This window comes from Myxococcus sp. CA056 (assembly GCF_013336715.1).
In the GTDB taxonomy this organism is placed as follows: domain Bacteria; phylum Myxococcota; class Myxococcia; order Myxococcales; family Myxococcaceae; genus Myxococcus; species Myxococcus llanfairpwllgwyngyllgogerychwyrndrobwllllantysiliogogogochensis.
The window spans coordinates 624361-647172 of record NZ_JABUMT010000002.1 but is presented as its reverse complement, the minus strand read 5'-3'; the positions used below and the strand labels follow the sequence as shown (position 1 = coordinate 647172).

Here is a 22812-nt window from a genome sequence, read left to right as displayed (position 1 = left end):
CGGCGCACACACGAGCCGCGCTGTTCAGAGCTGCACAGCGCGGCCCATGACGCATGCGAGCAAGTCAGGCCTTGGATGCATCATCGCGGTGTTCCCCTCACCAGGAGCTCTGAATGACGCTGAAGCCTGCCTTTGGATTCGTGCTGGCGTTGACCGTCGCGGTGGGAATGATTGCCGCCACCTTCCCTCAGGATGAACCTGTCGCGGACGATTCCACCACCCCAGCCGCCAGCGCCTGTGAGGCGGACAAGCAGAAGCTGCTCATGTCGAGGGCGCGCAGCGGGCTCCCGCTGGACGCCACGCCTGCCCTCTTCTCTGACGAGCCGGTGGGTCTGCTGGGCTACTGCTCCTACGACTGTTCGAGCTGCTCCTCCACCGCGGAGTGCCGGGCTCGCGGCGCGGGCTCCTGCTACAACATCTGTCCGTAGCGCATGGGCTCGGCCCGATGCCCCTCACAGGGAGCATCGGGCAGGGCCCGCGAGCAGCCAGGGTCATCAGCCGCAGGTGGACGAGAAGTCCGTCACCGCGAAGCTGGTCCGGCGGCCGGAGAGCCACGCGGTCTGATAACACTCACATGAGATGTATCCGACCCACTTCGTGTACGTCGCGTCGGAGTAGTAATCAATCCAGTAGGACTGGTTGCCGCAGAAGGGCAGCGCGTCCTCGCGCGTGTCGAGCGAGGCCTGCTCCTCCTCCAGCGCCGGCTCCATGCCACCACAGCCCATCGTCAGCAGTGCCGCCGTCAACAACCCACCCAGGATGTTCCTGCTGCGCACGTGTGCACCCTCCACCGGGCCATGATTGGGCTTCCGGTGGAGCAAACCTAGCACCAGTCGTGCAAAGCAGGACAAGACGGCAATAATGACTCAGCCTGTCTCAAGGGTTGCCGGTGGCGTAGGCCCACAGCTCGATGGGCGTCGCGTAGTAGATCCACCCGAAGAAGCCTCCCACCGCGGAGCGCGCGGGCGGCCGGAGGTAGGCCTTGTCTCGCATACCGAGCAGCTTCAGGAGCCCGCCGAGGGTACACGTCCAGAGCAGTTGCAGCAGGGACGTGATGACATACGAGGCTGCGACGAAGGGCAGGTAGAAGGGGCCGAAGATGCGCGCCTGGAGCAGGTGCATCTTCTCGTGTTGCCCCGCGCCGCCCAGGTTCACCGTGCCCAGCGTCTGGAGCACGTTGTTTCCGAACGAGCCTCCCGGGTTGGCTCGATAGACAATCCAGCCCTGTCCCTCCGAGTCGGGGCGGGACAGCTTGCCGAAGAAGACATAGACGATGTTTCCGAAGATGAAGCCGAACAGCGTGTTGGGCAGGCTCCAGGTGAGGTCGATGATGAGCTCCACCCAGCCTTGCGCGGAGGGCAGCGGATAGATGCGCAAGAGCCCGGCCTCCAGGCCGTACCCCAGCCCCAGCGGTAGCCCCAGCAGCAGCGCGACGCCCGCCGGGAAGGCGCCTCCCGTCACCGCGCTGACGAGGAGCAGGACTCCCGGCACCAGCACGAGTGACAGCAGCACCGTCAGGAAGGACTGCGTTTCCTTGGACATGGTCCCCACCTCTCGAAGCTCGAAGGGAAGCCACCGTGGCTCCCTCTGACGTGGAGTGGTGGAGCCCCCGCTGTGACACCCGGGCAGGCACACCGGGGGGCAGGCGGCACGACAGGTCGTGCTAAGCGTCCTCCATGTCGAGCATCTTGATGGCGGCCCATCCGACGGCGGGCCACACCAACGCCTTGCGAGTCCTGGGTGGACGGTTGCGCGAGCTGGGCCACGACGTCGCGATGGCCCTGGCCGCGCCACCCCTCCCCTTCTCCGACCTCTGGTCCGAGCCCCTGCGCGTCGCGACGACGCTGCCCCACGCCATCCAGCGCGACGGCCTGCGCCTCATCCGGCTCCAGCCCTCGCCCGCGATGCTCTGGTATGGGGCCCGCATCCCGCGCGCCCGTGGCGTCGACGAATTGGCCCTGGCGCTCCGGCTGTTCACCGCCGGGATGAAGTCCCAGGCCCGCCACCTCGCCCGGGAAATCGAGGCGGCCCACAGCGACGTGGTGCTCGGTGACTACCTCATGCCGGCCGCGCTGCTCGCCGCCCGACTGACGAAGCGGCCCTATGCGGCGCTCTATCACTCGGCGCTGCCCTTCCCCGTGGAGGGGGCGTCACCCTTTGGCAGCGGTCTTCCCGATGATGCGCCCCGCGATGCGACCTGGGCGCGCGCGGAGGCAGCGACGCAGTCGCTCGGCCGTTGGTTCGATGAGCGCGTCGCGCGGGACGCGAGCACGTTGGGTGTCCAGCTCCGCGGGGGAGGGCTGCTCTCCGCGCCCATCTCCGACGACCTCAATCTTCTGATGACGATTCCCGAGCTCGAGCCGGGCTTGAAACCACTCACAGGCCCCGTGGAGATGGTGGGCCCCTGCCTTCCGCGCGCCCGTGAGGCGGACCAGGACGACCCCGCGCTGCGCGCCCTTCAGCCGGGACGCCGCCACGTGTACGTGTCGCTGGGGACCGTGTTCAACGGACAGCCTCGCGTGTTCAACGCCATCCTCGACGGACTGGCGCGACATGACGTCCACACCGTCGTCAGCGCGGGCGCCAGCTTCGGCCGACTGGAGCCGCGCGCCGGCCCTCGCACGCTCGTGTTCCGTCAGGTGCCCCAGGTGCCCTTGCTCCAGCGCGTGGACTTCGTCGTGACACATGGCGGGAACAACACCGTGCAGGAAGCGCTCGCCGCGGGCCGACCCATGGTGGTGATTCCCTTCGGCGGGGACCAGCTCGCGAACGCGCGTCGCGTGGAGCGGCTCGGCGTGGGCGTCGCGGTGCTTCCCTCGGCGCTCGATGCGACCTCCGTCGCCAGTGCCCTCTCCCGACTCCTGGAGCCCGCCGTCACGGCCCGGGCCCGCGCGCTCGCCGCCTCGCTGGAAGGCGTGGACGGAACGGAGCGCGCGGTGCGAGCGGTGCTGCGATTGGTGAAGTGAGCGCTCACCCAGGGCGCTGAAGAGTTTCGCGGGGCGAGGAGAGAGCTTGCGCGATTGCAGTCTCCAGCCAGCAATCCCGCCGCGACTTGTAGTCCGCGGCCTACAACCGGCTCCGCGCCGGCTCGTCCTTTCGCGCCCTTAGGTCGTGGCCCCGGCCTTGCTTTGCTGTCGTCCAGAGCCCCTCAGACAGGAGCAGGACCATGAGCATTGGAAGCGCGACCTCCATCAAGCAGTTCATCAACCAGCCCAAAGTCGACAACGCGCTGCCCAAGTCCATCTGCGACACTCCGGGCACCCAGCCGTCCGCGGCCATGCCGTCTCCGACGGGTGCGACGAGCTGCTTCGAGCCCCAGAAGCCGAAGAGCCCCGTGAACCTCATGCCCGACTTCCCGGGCGCCATCTGCACCCCGACAGGCGCTCCGACGCCGGAGGCGCGGATGGAGGACCCCTTCAAGGCGCTCCTCGCGCTCACCCACGGTGAGCAGGAGCCGCGGTAGGCCCTCATCACTCACGGCCACCCGCCTCCCCCTCGGAATCCATCCAAGACTTTCAACCTGACATCAAACACACGGGAGCGCTCGCTCCCGACGACAAGGAGTAACGAACATGAAGAATCCCCTGGCGTGGTTGGTAGGCATGGCGGCCCTCGTGTTGACCGTGGGCTGTGGTCCCATGGAGCCCGACGAGACGCTGGACACCCCCTCCGAGGACAGCGCCCAGACCGGGGAGGTCTCCGCGGCCGCGACGAAGACCTGCAGGGAGAAGTGTTCCGACAATCTGTCGAGTTGCAACGGCAGATGTGGCGGCAACCTGGGATGCCTGGCGGGCTGCTCCGCCGTCTATTCCATCTGCATCTCTGGCTGTTGAAGCCCCCCTCGAAGTCCCCACACCCCTCCTGGGGCGAGACTCCTCTTCTTCCCGGAGTCTCGCCCCGGGCATCTTCCGGGCCCTGACTCAGTCGACGTGCACGAACACGTCGCTGAAGCTCTGGCTGGAGGATGCGACGTCCTTGCACTCCGTCCCCCCCATCAAGCGCGAGCCCATGTCGAAGAGCACCTGCACATCCAGCGAGCCGGGATAGGGGCTGACGGCCTCCGGCGCGGAGTTCTCCGGCGCGGTCAGGTCAACCACCTTCACTGGCGCGCTGCTCGCGTCGCCCGACCACTTCCAGAGGGCGAAGGGGCCACTGCTCTCGTCGTGCGGACCGCTGAGGAGCAACATCGCCTGGTGGGCCTCCGACCACGCCATGCCTCGCAGTCCCTGGCCTCCCAGATTCAGGGGGATGGCTCGACCAAACCGCGCAGTGGCTCCCGTGAGGACGGCGTCCGGATTGGTCAGCGTCACCACCAGGGCACTGGAGCCCACGCGTGGGTTGCGGAAGCCGATGGCCAGTTCGCCCGAGGGCAACGCCGCGAGCCCCTCCACGTTGGTGCCGTTCAGCTTTGGCGCGAGCGAGGCCACCGTGGGCTCCGACAACCGTGAGCGCGCATTCAGCAGCGTGATGACGGCCGAGTCCGGAGCATCCCAGTTGGCGGCGTCGAGCAAGTCACGCAGCAGCGTCGAGGACGTCCCCGCCACCTGCAGGGTGACCGAGGGTGCGGTGCCCGCGACATCCAGCGCGAAGAACTTGTAGCGCGACGACTCCAGCTCTCCGTCCTTGTTGCGCGCGTGCGAGCCCGTCACGTAGAGGCGATTGCCCACGCGGGCCACGTCCTCCAGGTCCGCCTCGTCCGACGACGAGAGGCCGATGGCGGCGCTCACGTCCTGCGTCTTCACAGCGGTGGCGCTCTGGCTCCGGGTGTAGATGCGCACGGATTGGGACTCGTCATTCACGTTCAGGAAGTGCGTCCCATCCACCCAGGCGCCACCGGAGCCGTCACAAGTGCCCTTGAACGTCCCCGAGGCGGGCACCTCGCCACCGGGCGTTCCCGACGCCTCCCACGTCACGGTGAGCCTGGGACGCGACGCCTTCGTCGAGTACTCGCTCGAGCGCAGCTCCAGGCGGTTGTCATTGTCCTTGTTGGCGAGGATGAGGCCCTGATTGCTCGCGGGTGTGCTCACCCACCGCTGCACCGCCGCCACCCCCTGGGCATTCAGCATCACGGTGTACGTGCCGGTCGCGGGCGCTCGAAGCGTGCCCAGCACCGCGGGGTTCCGGTCACCCGTTCCATCCGCGCCGTTCGAGGCCCAGTCCTGGCTGTTATCCGCCTGCTCCCAGGTGACCTGGCTCTCCGTCCAGCCGCGCGTCAGCGCATACAACTGATAGTCCTGGTCGGCCTTGTCGGACACCGTGACGGTGAGCGAGGCGGAGCGGACGACGGCGTTGGCTGGAATGGCGGACACGTCCCACGCCAGCAGGGCGAAGTTCTCGTTGCCGCTGCCGGCGGGCGTGTCTCCGCTCGCGGAGAGCTTCGTGTCGCTCCCGTGGTTGGCGTCGGAGTCCTCTTCTTCAATCATCGCGTCCCGGGTGCCCGCGTAGTCCGTCGTCGGGGCCACGCCATCCTGGAATGACGTGCTCTGGGTGGCCGCCAGCGGCTGGGTGAAGGGGAGCGAAGCCTCCGGCTCCGTGTCACGCAGCGCGGGTTCCACTTCTCCGCATCCTCCCAGGAGCCAGGAGGACGCGACGAGCACAGCGATGAACGGACGCTTCAATCCACGCATGTCATTTCCCTCGCGCATCGTGCGAGGCAGCACCGTCCCCCGGCTCGCGACGGAATGCCGTAACGATTCTGTCGAAACCCCGCGACAACGTTCGGCGCGGTGTACGCAGAGGACCTGAGAATGAGAAGACCCTGCCCGAGGTCAAAGGTAGGGAGGGGTTGTGTTGGCGTGCATGGAGGTGAACAAGCATCCAGCGGAGCCCATGCTCCACCTGCCTGAATTCAAGGCTTGATCTGGAGTGCCGCGGCAGTCCGTCTATCGGAACGCCACGGAATCATCCCAGGCCTCCAGTGGGATGAATCGAAGTCCCTCTGGTGGTGGAGACAGCCCGAGCACCCGTTCCACAAGTGAGGCGTGGACGAGGTGGACGACAGCCTCCTTGAGCCTGAACGCCAGCCGCTCGCCGAGAGGAACATCCCGGAGGACGGACTCATCGAGCACGAGCCGGTCCAGCCCCGTCAGGACGATGCCGCTCCCCGCCAGCCGGTACACGGAGCGCTCCCGGTCCATCACCGAAAGGCGACGCCACATGTGCACCAGCGTGTAGCGGCGGACATCCCCCTCTTCAACCTGCACATCTGCGGGAATGAGTTGCACGCCCGGCAGCGGCACCGAGCGCAGCACGTCCGCCAGGCGCTCGGAGACCACGGGCGCCGGCAGCGTGTGGCAGTCCACCATCACAGGCCTCAAAGGCATTGGTTCGCCGAGCCGGAGCTGCACGACTTCACCCGTGTCCACCTCGCGGCCCTGCCGGAACGCCAGCGAGGATTGGGCCCATGCCAGGAGCGGGTGCCGCTCGGACGGCGCTCGCGTCCATACGTAGTAGTCGCGCTGCATGGCGCCTCTCACTCTCCCACCTGGAGCGTCCGACGCGGGAGGGGATTCCCTGTCGTCCCGTGCCTCACCCCATGGCGGCGACCATGGGAGCATGGCCGCCGAGGCTTGCTTTGGAGGCTGTGCACGCCTGCACAGCCCACGCCGCCAGCCAGATAATCCCTCCCGTCGGATGTGATTGTCCATGCGCCGGCAGCCAGGCGCGAGAGAATGTCACGGCTCAGGTCATTCAGGTCCGCGATGAACCGCGCCGGGTCCGAGCAGTAGGCTCCAGCCAGGGCGGCCTCGCCGTACGCTTCCACCAGTTCGCGCACCGCGTCCGGATAGGGCATCTCCTTCTCACTGGCCCAGCCCCCAGCGTGGTTGCCTCGATGAACGGGGACATGAAGCTCACACGCCACCACGAGAACCATCGGGAGGATGACACCGTTGCGCCGGTGGTTGATGTCGTAGCCAGTCATCCAGCAAATGGACGTCCACTCGTCGTCCTCAGCCATCACCTCCGAGCAGATGAGGTGGTGAGCCGCGATGGACCACCGCCCAGAGTACCAAGGGTGGGCTTGCGGCTCCGCGCCACGGAGGATGTTGTTGAACAGTACCGCCGAGCTTCCCGAGCTCCATCCCGGCTTCGTGGCGAACGCATGCCCCTCCTTGCCGCAGTACCTGCACGGCGAAAGCTTCGCGGGCCGTGGGCCGTCATTCGGCCCAGCCGTCTCGAATCTGACGCGGTGCCCTCGGATGATGACCGGCATGGGCGAAGCAGAACGGGCCTCGCGCCAGTTCGACAACGAGACCCCAGGGCACCTGTTGGCCACGCAACCCCGGGCGCACAACGGACAGCGCCGGTGCGCAGGAGCGGTCCGTTAGCCCGCCGCACGACGGAGGGCGTCGAGGTCGAGCTTCTTCATCTTCAACATCGCCTCCGTCACGCGGCGGGACTTCTCCGAGTCCGGGCCCGCGAGCAGTCGGACCAACTCGGTGGGCACCACCTGCCACGACACGCCGAAGCGGTCCTTGAGCCAGCCACATTGCTGGGCGCGCTCGTCACCGCCTTCGGACAGGCGTGACCAGTAGTGGTCCACCTCCGCCTGCGACTCGCAGTTCACCACCAACGACAGGGCCTCCGTGAACTTGAAGTGGGGACCTCCGTTGATGGCCACGAAGTCCTGGCCGTCGAGCTGGAACTCGAGGGTCATCACCGCGCCAAGGGGCTGACCGCTCACCTTCGCGCTCGGCTCGTTGTAGCGCGTCGTCGTGACGACTCGCGAGTTCGGGAAGACCGACGTGTAGAGCGCGACGGCGGCCTCCGTCTGCTTCTGGTCGGGGAACCACAGGAACGGGGTGATGCGCTGGAACTTGGACATGAGCGGCTCCTTCGGGCTGTGCCTCAGGAGCAAACTGAACAGGGTCCGTGCACCCGGCTCGCCGCCGTGGCTCGCAAGCCCTTGAGCAGCCAATGGGTCGCCTGGCCGAGAGGAGCCGGGGGCTCGACGCGAGCGCGGGCCGGCTCCCCTCCCCTTCAGCTACTCAGCCACATGCACGGTGGCGGTGGTGCTCGCCACGATGCCGACTTCGTCCTGGAAGAGTTCCAGGCCCACCGTGTGGGTGCCCTGGGCATTCGCGGGAATGGTCTTCGTCATCGTGAAGGTGAAGTCGCCACCCGGCGGCAGGTTCACGCCCCAGTCAGACCAGGTCGTGTCCCAGCCCGTCGTGTCGTTGTTCCAGAAGTCGTACCAGACCCAATTGCACGAAGCGGAGTCGTGGTTCTGCACGTACACCGTCCAGGTGACGTCCGTGCCCGGCGAAGCCGTCACCGTCGTGGGCGAGAGCGTGAGCGTGGGAGTCGCGGAGATACAGCGCTCGACGACCTCCTGCGCGGCCGTGCCCCTCACGGTGTGGCCATTGCGCGTGACGTCCACGCCCGTGGTGTACATCCCCGGCGTCGCGGCGTACGGCGTGTAGAGCTGGAGCGTCAGCGACGTCGAACCCGACGCGGCGATGGTGCGCTGCGCGGGCAGCGGGTCGGAGCTCCAGCCCGGCGGGACGATGGCCGCGAGCTGGAAGACGCTCGGGGTACAGCCCACCGAGTCACGATTGATGATGAGCAGCTCCACCTCGGGGCGGCTTCCAGGCCAGACGGTGGGCTCGAATGGCGTCACCTCGACCTCGGGCGCGGCTCGGATGCAGGCGGCCTGACGGTACTGGAGGGTCACCGTGAGCGCGGTGCTGGTGGCGGAGACGACCGTCACGGAGAGGTTGCTGTACGGGTCTTCCCACGTCGTGCCCGGAAGCAGGGCCGGGTCGCTCCAGGACGCGGTCCCCGGCGTGAAGTCGAGCAGGTGCGTGCCATCCCGCGTGTCCGCGTCCTCGTAGTGGATGAGCGCGCCACCGAACACCTGGGACGGCAGCGTCGACTCGTAGCTGCCCACCTGCTGGCGGTACTCCAGCCACAGCCACGCGTCATTGCCCTGCCCCCTTCGCACCTTGAGGGCCTTCACGCCGCCTGACGCCACCACCGGCGCGAGCGTGAAGGTGCCTCCCACGCCATCCACCTGGACCACCGAGGACGGAGCCAGCCAGCCGATGCGCGCCTTGTGAGGCACCGCGTAGTGGCCCAGGTTCCAACGGCCCATGGTGGAGAAGACGTCGCCGTACTCGTCCAGCGTGCCCGCCAGGTTCAGCAGCGACAGCGGCTCCGCGTCGAAGTCGCGCGTCTGCGAGTGGTTCAGCGACAGGTTGTGCCCCGCCTCGTGCGTGATGAGCTGCACGGCGCTGTCGTGGGTGTTCATCGACTGCGCGACGAGCCACGCGGTGGACGCCGTCACGGTGCCGTCCGGCGTCGCGACCTGACCGCAGGACAACGTGGCCAGCCCCCCGTAGTAGCAACCCGCCTGCGGACGCGGGTGGACGATGAAGATGCGGTCATATTGCGTGAAGTCGACGTCCGCGTCGGCCGCCTGGAGCGCGGCCGTGCGCATCGCGTCCGACTCCTCGCAGGCATAGGCGCGGTCCAGCGTGTACCAGCCCACCACGTCACCTGTCGTCGTGGTGCGCCCCTCGGAGACCTCGCTCCAGTACCCCGCCAGCGAGCGGCGCGTGGTGGAGAAGAAGGCCTCCTCCATCCCTTGCGGCGTGTTCGAGGGAGTGGCCATGCCAGGGAACGCCGCCATGATGACCAGGCTGCGCTGCACACCGGTGACACCACACGTCCCCAGCGTGGAGCTGGCGGACCGGGTCCGCGTGTCCACCTCCACCGATTGAGCGACGAGCTGGCGCGCCGTCCTCTGTCCGCGCAGCTTCACGTGCAGGCCACTGCGCAGGCCCTTCGGCGCGTCGCCCTTGAACACCACCGGGTGACGCTCGCGCCCGGTGACGAGGACGTACTCCTCATGAGAGGCGTCGAGCGAGGGCGCATCCACCACCCGGACCTCCAGCTCGCCCTCCCACGCCTCCTCGCGCGACACCTGCTCCGGTGTTTGAGCCTCTTCGGATGAAACACAACCCTGAATGCCACAGGCCGCGAACCACACGGCCGCCACCATGTTCCACGTGCGGGACATCTCGCCTCCGGCGAACGGCGTCCCCGAGCGGATGTCGCCCGAGGAGCGCCGCGCGCCTTGTGCCCCCGCCCGCACGCGGTGGCAACAGCGCAGGTGGAAGGCACGAGGAATTCACCCGGGGCACGTGACGAGCCGTCACACGTGCCTCCGAGGAGGAAGAGGTCCCTGCTCGCCGGACTCAGGCGGACTTCTTCTTCACCATCCCATGTGGGTCGATGACGAACTTGCGAGCCACGCCCGTGTCGAACTCGTGGTAGCCGCGCGGCGCGTCGTCGAGCGAGATGACGGTGGCGTTGACGGCCTTCGCGATGGGCAGCCGGCCGTGGAGGATGGCCTGCATGAGCTGGCGGTTGTAGCGCAGCACGGGCGTCTGCCCCGTGAAGAACCGATGGGACTTGGCCCAGCCCAACCCGAAGCGCATGCGCAGGTTGCCCTGCTTCGCGGCCTCGTCCTTGGAGCCCGGATCCTCGGTGACGTAGAGCCCGGGGATGCCGATACCACCCGCGGCGCGGGTAATCGCCATCAGGGAGTTGAGCACCGTGGCGGGAGCTTCCGTGGTGGCCTGGGCGCCATGGCCGCGCGCCTCGAAGCCCACGGCGTCCACGGAGGCATCCACCTCCGGCACACCGACGACCGCTTCAATCAGCTCCTCGAGCTTGTCGCTCTTGGTCAGGTCGATGGGCTCGAAGCCGGAGGCCTTCGCGTGCTTCAGCCGCTCCGGGTTCATGTCACCCACCATCACCACCGCCGCGCCCAGCACATGCGCGGAGGCCGCCGCCGCGAGCCCCACCGGACCTGCACCCGCGACGTACACCGTGGAGCCGACACCGACGCCCGCCATGACGGCACCATGGAAGCCCGTGGGGAGGATGTCCGACAGCATGGTCAGGTCGAGAATCTTCTCCAGCGCCTGCGCCTTGTCCGGGAAGCGGATGAGGTTGAAGTCCGCGTAGGGGACCATGACGTACTCGGCCTGTCCGCCCACCCAGCCGCCCATGTCCACGTAGCCGTAGGCACCGCCCGCGCGGCCCTTGTTGACGTTGAGGCACACGCCCGTCTGCTGCTCACGACACGTGCGACAGCGACCACAGGCGACGTTGAAGGGCACGGTGACGAGGTCGCCGATGGCGAGGTACTCGACGTCCTTGCCCTTCTCGATGATTTCTCCGGTGATTTCGTGGCCGAGGACCAGGCCCTTCGGCGCCGTGGTGCGTCCGCGCACCATGTGCTGGTCCGAGCCACAGATGTTGGTGGAGACCACCTTGAGGATGACCCCGTGCTCGATGGATTTCCCCTCGGGGTTCACCATCTTCGGGTAGTCGATGGAGCGCACCTCCACCTTGCCGGGACCCAGATAGACGACGCCGCGATTGCTGGCCATGAGCGGACTCCTCCGATGCGGCCCGGCCGTGCCGCGCCGCGTGCAAAGTCCGGTTAAGGCTGGTGACCCTCCGACTCACTGGCACGCAGGGGCGTGGGGGCCATGAAGGGTGTGCCCTCTCGTCTGCCCCCCTGCCCTTCGTATTTCCGCCCCAGGGCGCGCTGAGCCGGTGTCAGCGCTACCGCTTGCCGGAAGCAGCACCGTGCTGCTTCATGGCTGGCTCCGTCGCCGGGCCCCACCCCTGGTGCTTCGGGCGGGAGCCCATCTTCTTGAGCAAGGCCCGGGTTGTCTTCTCGGCCGCGAAGCTCGCCTCATCGCTCGTCAGCGGCAGCAGCTTCACGAATGTGACCCGCGCATCGGCGTCCTTCTTCGCACCCACCGCCTGGGTGAAGAGGAGCTGCTGGGGCTCTCTTTTCCGATTCGGAAAGCTGGAGAAGGCCGGAACCTCCTCCGGGGGCACCAGTGCGAACCGGCTGTTGGGCTCGGTGGTATCGCCGAGGTCCACGGTGTCGTAGGTCTTGAAGGGCGGGTCCTCACTCGAAGCCGACTTGATCATCAGCGCCACGGCGACGAGACGTTCAACCACGCGGTCGTTCTCGTCCGGCGAGTACGCAAGCAACTCGATTCGAGGCTCAGGTCCTCCAGCCGCCTGCGGGCTCGTGCTGACGCCAAAGGTCGCGTAGGTGTAGTAGGGGCGGTCCTTCGTTGGAGGGTGACGCATCACGTAGAACGGCGGGGCGTTGGCGGACGGCTCCCAGGGACCGTATTCGTGAACGCCCTCTCCGAAGAACTCTCCGTAGTGGGACACGAGCTGCACACGGGAGGTCATGCGGTCGCCAGAGGCCTTCTCCTCCTGAGAGGGCACCCATTCCTTCACGCGGTTCTCTTTCAGGCCCGACAGCAGTTCCTTGACGCCCGCTGTGAGCGTATCCAACACGCCGCTACCATCCCGTGTGTCCGCGAGGAGGGTCGGTTCACTCGTGAGCCCGAGCGCCTTCTTGAGTTCGGCCGCAGGGAGCGCATTCGGGAGTCGATGCTTGTTGAGCTGAAACACTTTCGGGACCCGCGACCAATCCATTCCCTGGTCATGCAGAGCGGACTTCACTCTCTCCAAAGCTTCAAGGTTCGCATCGAGCCGTTCCCTCTGGCAGTCGGCGACGAAGACGATTCCGTCGGCGTGCTTGAGCAGCAATCGGGTCGAAGCGGCGTACTCCTCCTGGCCCGAGAGGCTGTAGAGGTGGATGCGCACTCGGTAGCCACGGATTTCGCCCACGCCTTTTGGCAAGAGGTCGAAGAACATCGTGGTCTCGGTCTTCGTTTCGAGCGAGAGCATCTTGCCCTTCGAGTCCGGCTCGGTCCTGTCGTACACGTACTGGAGGTTCTCGGCCTTGCCCGAGAGCTGTGGCCCCACGTAGATGAGCTTGAGATTGATCTCCTTGGATGCGTGATTGGTGAACATCGCGGAAGCCTCCAGTGACACGACCCCAGGCACGATGGCGAGCAAGGCGACGTAGAAACGCATCGATTTCACGGCGGCTCCAATCCCCACTTGTTGGGTTCGGCACCTTGCCATTTCCTCCTCGGACCGAGAAGACCTCTGGCACTGTCTGCCCTCACCTCGGCGGTGTATGCGAGTGTCCTCAGAATGAGGCGCGAGCCTGGAAACACAACCGCTTCCCGGTCCCCGGGTGGGTGAAGTCGAGCCCCTCTGCGTGAAGCATCAGCCGCGAGTCTTCGACGCCAAAGCGCGCGTCCCCGACGAGGGGCAGGCCCAGCCCCAACGGATGCGCGGCATGGATGCGCAATTGCATCGCATGACGCGTCCGGGGCCAGAGCAGCACGCGTGTGCGCGACTCGCTTCGCTCCGTGACACGCCACTCCGTCACGGCCTGCTTGCCGTGATTCAGGTTCGCGAGCGTTTCAAGGGCACCTGACGTCGTGCCTCGCAAGGGCACGTCGATACGGCCCTGCTCGACGGCGACGAGTCCTTCGACCCAGGCGACGTGCCGGTGCTCGGCTTCGCCACGCGCGAGCTGGCGCTGGAGCGCGGACTGGGTCGCGGTGTCCCGGGCAATCACCTGGAGGCCCGACACCTCAGACTCCAGCTCGTGGACGAAGCGCGCGGCGCTCAGGTCCGGGAAACGTGGCAGGAGTCTGACGAGCACCGAGTCGCGCGTGGGTGAATGCCGGCCCGGCACCGATGGCAAGCCGTGGGGCTTGTCGACCACGAGCAACGCCGCGTCCTCGTGCAGCACGCGGAGCACGTCCTCGTCGCGGGAGGTGACGGGCGAAGCTGGCGCGGGGTCCACGGCCAGGCCCTCCAGCATGAACGGCAGCACCGTTCCGCACTTGTTGTCACAGGCCGGGTAATACGCACCCGACCGCCGACCTCCTCCGAGCGGCTCCGCGCCCCACCAGAACTCCGCGAGCGCCAGGGGCTTGAATCCGTGACGGTACGCGCAGGACAACAGCTTGGGCGCGGCGCAATCTCCCGCGCCTCCCGGCGGTGGACGCGGCGCGAACAGCGCGGCCATGGACCGCTGCCCGCCTCTCGCATTGGGAACCGCGAAGCCCTGCGACAGTTGACTCCAGAGGGCTCGGGAACGCTCCGCCCGCTCGTGCGCGACCTCGCTCCGGCGCGCTTCGAGTTCTCGCAGCTCGGCCTTTCGTCCTCGAGGCTCCTGGGCGAGGCGTGCGCACTGCTCCGTCAGCTCCGCGTGCCTCCGTCCCAGTTCGGCCAGCTCCGCCTCACCCTCGGGCCAGAACGCGGCGCGCGCCATGGGGTCGAACACGGGCGGGACGAAGCCCTCCACGTCCCAGGAGCCGCCCAGCATCCCGGAGAACGCGCACAGGTACCCCAGCCGTCCTTCCGGCCCCGCGACGACCAGCACTCCGAACATCTTGCCGCCACCGGGCCGCCACAGCTCTTCCCACCGCGCATGCTCGCGCCGCAGTCGCTGTTGCAACGCCTCCGCGGCAAGACAGGCCAGTCGCACCGGAGGGCCTGACTCGAACGGACTGGGGAGGCGCGCCGGCACGTCGCCAGGCAGCGGCGGTGCGTCGAAGGACAGCAGGGTCTGGGAGAAACGCGCCTCGCTCACGGTGATACCCGCGTCGGCATCTATCAGGTCCAGGCACCCGCGTGCGGAAAGCGGGAAAACGTGTGGCGCGGCAGGAGGCCACGGACGCCAGTGGGAACTGGTGGACACACGACGTGCGGGGCGCACGCCGTGTTCGACAGCCCGCAGGACTGCGTCTATGTCCCTCCCACATGGTGCCCGCTCCGCGAGAGGTGCTGCTGTTCACCCTGGAAGGTCAGCGCTACGGCCTCCCCATGGAGGACGTGCGAGAGCTGATTCGCGCCGTGCGCCTGACGCCGCTGCCCCGCGCACCCGATGTCGTCGAAGGCCTGCTCAACCTGCATGGCCAGTTGCTCCCCGTGCTGGACCTGCGCCGGCGCTTCCGTCACCCGGCACGTCCCCTCTCGGCGCTCGACCACCTCATCATCGCCCAGGCGGGCCCGCGTCAGGTCGCGCTGCGCGTGGACCGCGCCGAGGGCCTGCGCGTGCTCGCTCCAGGCGAATGGGATGAGACGCCCCGCGAGCTGCCCGGCGTGGGCTACGTGGCCGGCGCCGCCAAGCTGGAAGACGGACTGGTCCTGGTCCATGACCTGCGCGGCTTTCTCTCCGAGGCCGAGGCGCTGGAGCTGGACACGGCGCTCGCCACCTCGACGGAGCGTCCGTGAGGCAAGGGCCGTGGAGCCACGAGGGCTACCCCGCCGTGCTCGCGCTCGTCGAGGAGCGCGCCGGCCTGGCCCCGCCGAGCTGCCCCGCCTCCGCCGAGGAAGGCATCTCTCGCGCCATGGCTCGCGCCGGCGTGAGTGACTTCGACGAGTATCGCGCGCGCATCACCTCCGACTCCGCCGCGATGGATGACCTCCTCACCGAGCTCACCATCGGCGAGACGTACTTCTTCCGCACCCCCGAGCACTTCGAGTTCCTGCGCCGCATGGTCCTGCCCGCGCTCCGGGAACGCCATGGCCCGGACTACACCGTGAAGATGTGGAGCGCGGCCTGCTCGTCCGGCGAGGAGCCCTATTCGATGGCGGCCCTGCTGATGAGCGAAGGCTGGGGCGAACACATGGCGGTGTATGCCACCGATGTGTCTCGCGCCTCGCTCGCGCGGGCTCGACGCGGGCACTATGGCGCGTGGTCCATGCGGGGCCCGTGGGCCGAACGGATGCGGGTCCACCTTCGCCCCGAGGGCCGGCAGTACGTCCTGTCGCCCGAGGTGAAGCAACGCGTGCGGTTCAGCTACCTGAACCTCGCGCTCGATACGTGGCCGTCGCCGGATTCGGGCATCTGGAAGCTGGACGTCGTCTTCTGTCGCAACGTCCTCATCTACTTCAACGGCTCCACCATCGAGGCCGTGGCCCGCCGACTCCACGCTTCACTGGGTGAAGGCGGTGTCCTCTTCACCGGACCTTCGGACCCGCCGCTCGGGGGGCTCGCTCCGCTGGAGCCCGTCCTCACCGAGTGGGGCGTGTTCTACCGACGGCTCCCACCTGGCACCACCGTGGCCGTCCCCGATGCGTCGCCGTTCGGGGACCGAGGGCGGATGACGGTGCCGCCTTCCGGCGGAGGGCACCCCGCGCATTCGGGTGAGGGCGGCGTGGGTACCGCACCCGGAGGAAGTGCGCGCACCGAGACAGGGGCTTCCGGCAGCACCACACGCTTCCCGGGCGGTGGAGCCGCGAGCCCCTCTGGAGGCCGCGCGGGCGCCTCTGGCTTCGCTCCCGGCTCGGGCCCTTCGGGTGCGACGACAGGCTTCGGCGGCCCTGGCTTCGCTCCCGGCTCGGGCGCGGCGACAGGCTTCGGCGGCCCGGGCTTCGCTCCCGGCTCGGGCGCGGCGACAGGCACCGGCGGCCCGGGCTTCGCTCCCGGCTCGGGCGCGACGACAGGCACCGGCGGCCCGGGCACGTCGGGCACGACTCCCGGACGAGGCACGGGCTCCACGAGCGCCGGCACGGCGGGCGCGGCTTACGGAAGCAACGTCGGTGTGTCTGGCTTTGCACCAGGCGCGGGCACACCGGGTGCGTCGCCTGGAAGCAGTGTCGGTACACCGGGCGCGGCAGCTCGCGGCACGGGCGCGCTTCAGGGAACTGGGAGTCCCTCGCCTCGCGCTCCGAGCCCCTCCGAACTCTCCGCTGCCCGCCGCGCGCTGGAGCGCGGGGACTGGCGCGAGGCCGCGCTTCGCATGGGCGCACTGGATTCAGACCCGGACACGGCCACCGCCGCCGTGCGCGCCATCGCCAACCTCGACGCCCAGGCCGCCGTCTATGCCAGCGCCGAGGCCGCCTCCCGCCATCCCCTCGTCCCCGACCTGCGCTACCTCGAAGCCCTGCTTCTCCTCGGCCAGGGACGTCTGCCCGACGCCGAGCGCTCCGTCCGTCAGGCCCTGTACCTGGAGCCCACCCTCGCCGTGGCGTGGCTCGTCCTCGGACGCGTGCTGCGCCGACTCGGTGACACCCCTGGCGCGCTCAAGGCCCTGCGCGAAGCAGAGGCCCTCTGTGAAGCCCTTCCTCCCGATGCCCCCCTGCCACTCGCGGAGGGAGAACACGCCCGGGACCTCGCACGCGCCGCGCGCGATGAACGCATCCGCTTGGAGAACCCCCTGACTGAAGGCAAGGCACCCTGATGGCTGGCCCTCACGGCATCGACTGGGATTCCGTCCGCGCCCGGCTCGCGAACCTCGTGGCCTCTCGCGAAGCGGAAGGCGCCCTCAGCCCCGAGGCGGAGGCCGCGCTCCTCGACGAGCGCGCTCGCGTCTTGAGCCGCCCTCCCACGCCCGAGGTCGCTCCCGGCACCCTGCGCGAGATGGTGCGCTTTCGCGCCGCCAGCCAGACCTACGCCCTGGAGTCACGCTTCGTGCTGGAGGTCGTCCGCGCCGCGGAGGTGGTGCCCCTGCCCGGCTCGCCTCCCACGCTGCGCGGGCTCACCCTGCTCCATGGCGAGGTCCTCCCCGTGGTGGAGCTCGCCCCTCTCTTCGGCCGCGCTCCGGCGGAGAGCTCGGGCCCCCTGCTGGTGTTGGGGACGAACCGGGCCGAGCTGGGCGTGCGCACCGAGGAAGTCCACGAAGTCACCCAGGTTTCGAGCCAGGACCTGTTGCCCGCCCCCGTCACCCTCGCGGATTCCGCCGGGGGACTGGTGTTCGCGGCCGACAGGGACGGAACACTCTTGCTAGAGGGCGAGGCACTGCTGGGTGACAGTCGCCTCGTGTTCGATTTGTCCGACGAAGGAGTCGTATGAACATCGGGAACCGCATCGCGCTCGGCTTCGGACTGTCCTTGATGGTGTTGCTCATCCTGGCGGTCGTCGCCTTCCAGGGCGCACGCCAGCTCACGGACACCACCGAGGGGCTGCTCAAGGCCCATGAGAACTTCCGTCTGGTCCGCGAGGTGCGCGCCCTGCTCATCGACGCGGAGACTGGCCAGCGCGGCTTCCTGCTCACGGGTGAGGACCCGTACCTGGAGCCCTACCAGTCGGCCCTCTCCTCGCTCCAGCAGGACATGAACATGCTGCGCGACGCGATGGCCCCGTTCCCCGACCAGCGCAACCGCATGGTGCGCCTGGAGCCGCTCGTGACGGGCCGCCTGGCCCTGCTCGAGGAGGGCATCCGCCAGCGCCGTGAAAAGGGTCTGGAGGCCTCGCTCCCCATCATCCGGGGCAACCGGGGCAAGCAGCTCATGGACCAGATTCGCTCCGTCATCAACGAGATGCTCGCGGAGGAGCAGGAGCGCTGGACCGAGCACTCAGATGCCGCCCGGGACACCGCGCGGCAAATCATGTGGGTGCTCGCCATCTGCACCGTGCTGGGAATCATCCTCGTCTCCGCGGGCAGCTATCTCGTCACGCGCAGCATCACCGTCCCGCTGCGCAGGCTCATGATTGGCACGGAGCAGCTCGGCCGCGGCGAGCTCACCCACCGCATCGACCTGAAGGGCCGAGACGAGATGGCGGAGCTGGCGCGCGCCTTCAACGAGATGGCCGAGCGGCGCCAGCAGTCGGAGGCACAAATCGCCAAGCAGTCCGAGCAGCGCGAGCACACGCTGCGGACCGTGGCGGAGTTCGTCAACCAGCTCGCGGGCGCCAGCTCCGAAATCCTCGCCAGCACCACGGAGCAGGTGGCCAGCGCGCAGGAGCAGGGCAGCGCGGTGACGGAGACGGTGAGCACCATCGAGGAAATCACCAAGACGTCCGAGGAGGCCGCTGGCCGCGCTCGCAACGTCAGCGACTCCGCGCGCCACGCCGAGGAAGTGGGACGCACCGGACGGCGCACCGTGGAAGAGGCCGTCGCCTCCATGGGCACCGTGCGCGAGCAGGTGGAGTCCATCGCCTCGCGCATCCTCGCCCTCGCCGAGCAGGCCCAGGCCATTGGCGACATCATCACCACCGTCAATGACATCTCCGAGCAGACGCACATGCTCGCGCTCAACGCCTCCATCGAGGCCAGCCGCGCCGGAGAGAATGGCCGGGGCTTCGCCGTGGTCGCCGCCGAGGTGAAGGCGCTGGCGGACCAGTCCAAGAAGGCCACCGGTCAGGTGCGCCAGATTCTGGGACAGATTCAGAAGGCCACCCACGGCGCGGTGATGACCACCGAGGAAGGCACCAAGAGCGTGGCGGCGACCACGCGCATCGTCGCCGAGGCGGGCTCCACCATCCAGTCGCTGTCGGACCTGCTGGCCCAGGCGTCGCTCACCGCCGCGCAAATCGCCGCGTCCGCCAACCAGCAGGCCACCGGAATCGCCCAGATTCGCCAGGCGATGCATGACGTCAACCAGGCCACGCAGCAGGGCCTGATGTCCTCCCGCCAGACGGAGCGGGCCATGCAGGACATCAACGGCATGGGCCAGAAGCTCAAGAACCTGCTCGAAGAGTACGGGCGCTGATGGACCGCGACAGGCTCGCCCAGGCACTGCTGGCCACGTTCCTCGAGGAGCTCGAGGGGCATGTGGCCTCGCTCAACCGGGACCTGCTCGCGCTGGAGCGGGAGCAGGGGACGCCGCGCGCGGCGGAGCGGGTGGCCGCGCTCCTGCGCACGCTGCACAGCGTGAAGGGCGCAGCGCGCGCGGCCAGTGCCCTGCTCGTGGAGACGGCGTGTCACCGGCTGGAGGAAGTGCTGGAGCCGCTGCGCGACGGGCGCACCGCGTCGCCAGAGTTGTATGAGCTGTGCTTCGCCGCCGTGGATGCGCTGGACGACGCGGGAAGGCGGCTCGCCTCGAAGCAGGAGCTGGCCGGCTCGCCGCTCGACACGTTGTTGCCGGACCTGGAGCGCGCGGCCAACGGCGACGTGTCGGCGCCCCACGCGACGGGCACGACGCCCCATGCACCGGGGGCGACACGACCTCCCGGCGCCACCGACGAGTCTTCCCGTGCACCGGGCGCATCCGCCGCGCGTTCCCGTGCGCCGGGCTCCGCCGCCGAGCCTTCGCGCGCGGCGGGCGCAGCCCCCGAGTCTTCCCGGATGCCCGGCGCCTCCGCCGAGTCTTCTCGGATGCCCGGCTCCTCCGCCGAGTCTTCTCGGATGCCCGGCTCCTCCGCCGAATCCTCCGCGCCCGAATCCCCGCCCACAAGCCCCGTGCTCGAAGCGACGTTGCCGGTGCGCGTATCGGCGCAGAAGCTGGACGCGCTGCTCTCTCGCAGCGGCGAGCTGCGGGTGGCTTCGCTGCGGCTGGAAGGACGAACGGAGACGCTGGAGGGCGTGCGCGAGGAGCTGGCGCGCATGCGCGAGGCGGTGCAGGGCACGGAGGCCGAGTCCTCGCTGCGCCGGGCCGAGAAGGAGCTGGCGCGCGTGACCCGCGAGCTGGCGGCGGACCAGCGGACCCTGAGCGGCGTGGCCACGGGCATGGACGACGAGGTCCGCCGCGCGCGCACCCTGCCCTTCCTGGAAGGCTGCGAGGGATTGGAGCGCGCCGCGCGCGACGTGGCCCGCTCCGAAGGCAAGAAGGCGCGACTGGAGGTCCACGGCGGCGCGCTCGAACTGGACCGCTCCCTGCTCCAATCCCTGCGCGAGCCCATGCTCCATCTGGTGCGCAACGCCGTGGCTCATGGCCTGGAGTCACCCGAGGAGCGCCGCCGCGCGCACAAGCCCGAGGAAGGCCGCGTCACCCTGTCCGCGCGCCTGCGCGGCAGCCGCGTGGAAGTGACGGTGGAGGACGACGGACGCGGACTGAATCTGGAAGCGCTGCGAGCACGCGCCGTGGCCCAGGGCATCGAGGCCCCCGAGGACGACGAGGACGCCGCGCGCCTCGCGTTCCACTCCGGACTGTCCACCTCCACGCGCGTGACGGAGGTCGCGGGCCGAGGCGTGGGACTGGACGTGGTGCGCACGCAGGTGGAGGCGATGCGCGGCACGGTGGAGGTGAGCACCCTGCCGGGCCAGGGCGCGCGCTTCGCGCTCGATGTGCCCCTCACGCTGAGCACCTTGCGCGTCCTGCTGGTGTCCGCGGGAGGACAGATTCTCGCGCTGGCCAGCGAGGGCGTCGCGCGGCTGGTGCGGCTGTCCCCCGACGAAGTGCGCGACGTGGAGGGCCGTCCGACGTGGGTGGCGGAAGACGCGCTGGTGCCCCTGGCCTCGCTGGCGGACGTGCTGGGACTGCCCCCGGGGCCGCCGCGTCAGCGCCGGGGAGCGGTGGTGCTGGCGGCCGGCACCGCGCGCGCCGCGCTGGTGGTGGATGAGGTCCTGGCCGAACAGGAGGCCCTCGTCCGGGCGCTCGGGCCGCGCGTGCGGCGCGCTCGCCACGTGTCCGCGGCGGCGGTGCTGCCAGACGGACGGCTGTCGCTCCTGCTCAACCCCGTGTCCCTCGTGCGGGCCGCGGGGGGCCGTCCTTCCACGGCGCTGTTCCCCGCCCCGGTGACCCAGCGGACGCGGCGGCGCATCGTCCTGGCGGACGACTCGCCCACCACCCGCGCGCTGGAGCAGAGCATCCTGGAGGGCGCTGGCTACGACGTGGTGCCCTGTGTCGACGGCGCCGAGGCCTGGGAGCGGCTCCAGGCGGGCGGCGCGGAGGCCCTGGTGCTGGACGTGGAGATGCCTCGGATGGACGGCATCGCCCTCACCGAGGCCGTGCGTGCCTCCCCGCGCTTCGCGAGGCTGCCGGTCATCCTCGTCACCGCCAGGGGACGGCCCGAGGACAAGGCCCGCGGGCTGCAAGCCGGGGCCAGTGCCTATCTTGTGAAAAGCGCCTTCGACCCGACGAGCCTGCTGGAGACCTTGAGACGACTTCTATGAGGACAGAACCGTTGCGCATCGTGGTGGCCGAGGACTCTCCCACCGCCCGTCGACTGCTCGTGGAAATCCTCCGCGCCGACCCGGGGCTGAGCGTGGTGGGCGAAGCCAAGGACGGCGTGGAGGCGATGGAACTCACCCAGCGTCTGCGGCCCAACCTGGTGACGATGGACATCCAGATGCCGCGCATGGATGGCCTGGAGGCCACCCGTCGCATCATGACGGAGGTGCCCACGCCCGTCGTCGTCGTCTCCACGCTGGTAGAGCGCGACATCCAGACGTCCATGGCCGCGTTGAGGGCCGGAGCGCTCGCGGTGCTCCAGAAGCCCCTGGGCCCCGAGTCCCCCGACTTCGACGCGGACAGCCGCCGCCTGCGCGACACCCTCAAGGCCATGGCCGAGGTGAAGGTCGTCCGCCGCTGGCCGGACCGGGGCACCGCGCAGACCGCACCCGCCCCCAGGCCCGCGCCTCGCGCGAAGTCGCTCCGGGCGTCGGTGGTCGCCCTGGCCGCGTCCACGGGTGGCCCCGCCGCCTTGTTCCGGCTCCTGTCGGAATTGCCCGCGGACTTCCCCGCGCCCCTGCTGGTGGTGCAGCACATCGCCATCGGCTTCGGCCAGGGTCTGGCGTCCTGGCTGGCCACGGCGGGCCCGCTGCCGGTGCGAGTGGCGGAAGAGGGAGAGCTGCTTCTGCCCGGGCACGTCTACCTGGCGCCGGACGACCGGCACCTGGGCGTCCAGGATGGCCGGGCCCAGGTGTCCAAGGCCGCTCCCGTCAACGGCTTCCGTCCCTCCGCGACGTGGCTGTTCCGCTCCGTCGCGCGCGCGCACGGCCCCGAGGCCCTGGCGGTCATCCTCACCGGCATGGGCCAGGATGGCCTGGAGGGGACCCGAGAGCTGCGCGAAGCCGGAGGCCGTGTGCTGGCCCAGGACGAGGAGTCCTCGGTCGTCTTCGGCATGCCCGGCGTCGTGGTGAGCGCGGGGCTGGCGGACGAGGTCGTCTCCCTGGCCGCCCTGCCTTCCCGCTTGTTGCTCGCTGTCCGGGCGGACACGCAGCCAGGGTGAGCCACAATATCCGCTACTGAATCCTTGCTGGGCGCCTGCCTGGCCCGGAATGGCCTCCGGGT

The 22812-nt window shown here is 69.1% G+C and carries 20 protein-coding genes; 10 read left to right on the top strand and 10 right to left on the bottom strand.

Going from position 1 to position 22812, the window contains the following annotated elements; all coding sequences use genetic code 11:
• Positions 1–113: 113 nt before the first annotated feature.
• Positions 114–428 carry a hypothetical protein gene (locus tag HUA76_RS10275; protein WP_174453933.1) on the top strand — a complete coding sequence of 105 codons (315 nt, stop codon included), beginning with the start codon at positions 114–116 and terminating at the stop codon, positions 426–428.
• A gap of 66 nt (positions 429–494) precedes the next feature.
• Here HUA76_RS10275 and HUA76_RS10270 read toward each other — a convergent pair whose 3' ends face one another.
• A complete protein-coding gene (locus tag HUA76_RS10270; protein WP_371817204.1) occupies positions 495–776 on the bottom strand; it encodes a hypothetical protein in 282 nt (93 codons plus the stop codon).
• 100 nt (positions 777–876) lie between these two features.
• Complete coding sequence (locus tag HUA76_RS10265; RefSeq protein ID WP_141644471.1) at positions 877–1542, bottom strand: hypothetical protein; 666 nt, start codon at positions 1540–1542, stop codon at positions 877–879.
• A 134-nt stretch (positions 1543–1676) separates the two neighbouring features.
• Here HUA76_RS10265 and HUA76_RS10260 point away from each other — a divergent pair, with 134 nt between their 5' ends.
• The 3 genes from HUA76_RS10260 (at position 1677) to HUA76_RS10250 (ending at position 3833) form a co-directional block, all read left to right on the top strand.
• The gene (locus tag HUA76_RS10260) at positions 1677–2966 is read left to right on the top strand and encodes a glycosyltransferase (protein WP_174460735.1); all 1290 of its coding nucleotides are present in this window, start codon (positions 1677–1679) and stop codon (positions 2964–2966) included.
• Positions 2967–3166: 200 nt separating this feature from the next.
• Entirely contained in the window at positions 3167–3463 is a 297-nt protein-coding gene (locus tag HUA76_RS10255; RefSeq protein ID WP_174460734.1) for a hypothetical protein, read from the top strand.
• Between the two features lie 109 nt (positions 3464–3572).
• Positions 3573–3833, top strand: a complete 261-nt coding sequence (locus HUA76_RS10250; RefSeq protein ID WP_174460733.1) for a hypothetical protein — start codon at positions 3573–3575, stop codon at positions 3831–3833.
• An 87-nt stretch (positions 3834–3920) separates the two neighbouring features.
• Here the strand turns inward: HUA76_RS10250 and HUA76_RS10245 are convergent, their stop codons facing one another.
• The 8 genes from HUA76_RS10245 to HUA76_RS10210 form a co-directional block, all read right to left on the bottom strand.
• Positions 3921–5627: a DUF3616 domain-containing protein gene (locus HUA76_RS10245; RefSeq protein WP_174460732.1), complete on the bottom strand. Its 1707-nt coding sequence runs from the start codon at positions 5625–5627 to the stop codon at positions 3921–3923.
• 255 nt (positions 5628–5882) lie between these two features.
• On the bottom strand, positions 5883–6476 hold the full coding sequence (locus tag HUA76_RS10240) for an imm11 family protein (protein ID WP_371823459.1): 594 nt from the start codon (positions 6474–6476) through the stop codon (positions 5883–5885).
• Positions 6473–7213, bottom strand: coding sequence for an AHH domain-containing protein (locus HUA76_RS10235; protein WP_174460731.1), 741 nt, complete (start codon positions 7211–7213; stop codon positions 6473–6475). Before HUA76_RS10235 ends, HUA76_RS10240 begins: the two co-directional genes overlap by 4 nt.
• Positions 7214–7324: 111 nt before the next feature.
• Positions 7325–7825 (bottom strand): VOC family protein, encoded by a 501-nt coding sequence (locus HUA76_RS10230; RefSeq protein ID WP_141644475.1) that lies wholly within the window; start codon positions 7823–7825, stop codon positions 7325–7327.
• A gap of 159 nt (positions 7826–7984) precedes the next feature.
• Positions 7985–10021: a zinc-dependent metalloprotease family protein gene (locus HUA76_RS10225; protein WP_174460730.1), complete on the bottom strand. Its 2037-nt coding sequence runs from the start codon at positions 10019–10021 to the stop codon at positions 7985–7987.
• 178 nt (positions 10022–10199) lie between these two features.
• Positions 10200–11402: a formaldehyde dehydrogenase, glutathione-independent gene (gene fdhA, locus HUA76_RS10220; RefSeq protein ID WP_174453926.1), complete on the bottom strand. Its 1203-nt coding sequence runs from the start codon at positions 11400–11402 to the stop codon at positions 10200–10202.
• Positions 11403–11580: 178 nt separating this feature from the next.
• Positions 11581–12975 (bottom strand): suppressor of fused domain protein, encoded by a 1395-nt coding sequence (locus HUA76_RS10215; protein ID WP_174460729.1) that lies wholly within the window; start codon positions 12973–12975, stop codon positions 11581–11583.
• Positions 12976–13042: 67 nt separating this feature from the next.
• Positions 13043–14503, bottom strand: coding sequence for an RluA family pseudouridine synthase (locus HUA76_RS10210; RefSeq protein ID WP_174460728.1), 1461 nt, complete (start codon positions 14501–14503; stop codon positions 13043–13045).
• Between the two features lie 170 nt (positions 14504–14673).
• Here HUA76_RS10210 and HUA76_RS10205 point away from each other — a divergent pair, with 170 nt between their 5' ends.
• The 6 genes from HUA76_RS10205 to cheB are packed head-to-tail and all read left to right on the top strand — an operon-like array spanning position 14674 to position 22750.
• Entirely contained in the window at positions 14674–15147 is a 474-nt protein-coding gene (locus HUA76_RS10205; protein WP_141644479.1) for a chemotaxis protein CheW, read from the top strand.
• Complete coding sequence (locus HUA76_RS46260; RefSeq protein WP_174460727.1) at positions 15144–17099, top strand: CheR family methyltransferase; 1956 nt, start codon at positions 15144–15146, stop codon at positions 17097–17099. Before HUA76_RS10205 ends, HUA76_RS46260 begins: the two co-directional genes overlap by 4 nt.
• Complete coding sequence (locus HUA76_RS10195) at positions 17099–17710, top strand: chemotaxis protein CheW (RefSeq protein WP_141644481.1); 612 nt, start codon at positions 17099–17101, stop codon at positions 17708–17710. Before HUA76_RS46260 ends, HUA76_RS10195 begins: the two co-directional genes overlap by 1 nt.
• Complete coding sequence (locus HUA76_RS10190; protein WP_174453922.1) at positions 17707–19350, top strand: methyl-accepting chemotaxis protein; 1644 nt, start codon at positions 17707–17709, stop codon at positions 19348–19350. Before HUA76_RS10195 ends, HUA76_RS10190 begins: the two co-directional genes overlap by 4 nt.
• A complete protein-coding gene (locus tag HUA76_RS10185; RefSeq protein WP_174453921.1) occupies positions 19350–21692 on the top strand; it encodes a hybrid sensor histidine kinase/response regulator in 2343 nt (780 codons plus the stop codon). The genes HUA76_RS10190 and HUA76_RS10185 overlap by 1 nt, the downstream gene beginning before the upstream one ends.
• The gene (gene cheB, locus HUA76_RS10180) at positions 21689–22750 is read left to right on the top strand and encodes a chemotaxis-specific protein-glutamate methyltransferase CheB (protein WP_141644484.1); all 1062 of its coding nucleotides are present in this window, start codon (positions 21689–21691) and stop codon (positions 22748–22750) included. Before HUA76_RS10185 ends, cheB begins: the two co-directional genes overlap by 4 nt.
• The last annotated feature ends 62 nt before the right edge of the window (positions 22751–22812 follow it).

Bases quoted from the DNA above. Each gene is read 5' to 3' on its own strand.
- cheB (WP_141644484.1), top strand. From the start codon at position 21,689: ATGAGGACAGAACCGTTGCGCATCGTGGTGGCCGAGGACTCTCCCACC.
- HUA76_RS10215 (WP_174460729.1), bottom strand. From the start codon at position 12,975: ATGGCAAGGTGCCGAACCCAACAAGTGGGGATTGGAGCCGCCGTGAAA.
- HUA76_RS10245 (WP_174460732.1), bottom strand. From the start codon at position 5,627: ATGCGTGGATTGAAGCGTCCGTTCATCGCTGTGCTCGTCGCGTCCTCC.
- HUA76_RS10250 (WP_174460733.1), top strand. From the start codon at position 3,573: ATGAAGAATCCCCTGGCGTGGTTGGTAGGCATGGCGGCCCTCGTGTTG.
- HUA76_RS10265 (WP_141644471.1), bottom strand. From the start codon at position 1,542: ATGTCCAAGGAAACGCAGTCCTTCCTGACGGTGCTGCTGTCACTCGTG.
- fdhA (WP_174453926.1), bottom strand. From the start codon at position 11,402: ATGGCCAGCAATCGCGGCGTCGTCTATCTGGGTCCCGGCAAGGTGGAG.
- HUA76_RS10260 (WP_174460735.1), top strand. From the start codon at position 1,677: ATGTCGAGCATCTTGATGGCGGCCCATCCGACGGCGGGCCACACCAAC.
- HUA76_RS10225 (WP_174460730.1), bottom strand. From the start codon at position 10,021: ATGTCCCGCACGTGGAACATGGTGGCGGCCGTGTGGTTCGCGGCCTGT.
- HUA76_RS10190 (WP_174453922.1), top strand. From the start codon at position 17,707: ATGAACATCGGGAACCGCATCGCGCTCGGCTTCGGACTGTCCTTGATG.
- HUA76_RS10185 (WP_174453921.1), top strand. From the start codon at position 19,350: ATGGACCGCGACAGGCTCGCCCAGGCACTGCTGGCCACGTTCCTCGAG.
- HUA76_RS10255 (WP_174460734.1), top strand. From the start codon at position 3,167: ATGAGCATTGGAAGCGCGACCTCCATCAAGCAGTTCATCAACCAGCCC.
- HUA76_RS10205 (WP_141644479.1), top strand. From the start codon at position 14,674: ATGGTGCCCGCTCCGCGAGAGGTGCTGCTGTTCACCCTGGAAGGTCAG.
- HUA76_RS10275 (WP_174453933.1), top strand. From the start codon at position 114: ATGACGCTGAAGCCTGCCTTTGGATTCGTGCTGGCGTTGACCGTCGCG.
- HUA76_RS10195 (WP_141644481.1), top strand. From the start codon at position 17,099: ATGGCTGGCCCTCACGGCATCGACTGGGATTCCGTCCGCGCCCGGCTC.
- HUA76_RS10230 (WP_141644475.1), bottom strand. From the start codon at position 7,825: ATGTCCAAGTTCCAGCGCATCACCCCGTTCCTGTGGTTCCCCGACCAG.
- HUA76_RS10235 (WP_174460731.1), bottom strand. From the start codon at position 7,213: ATGCCGGTCATCATCCGAGGGCACCGCGTCAGATTCGAGACGGCTGGG.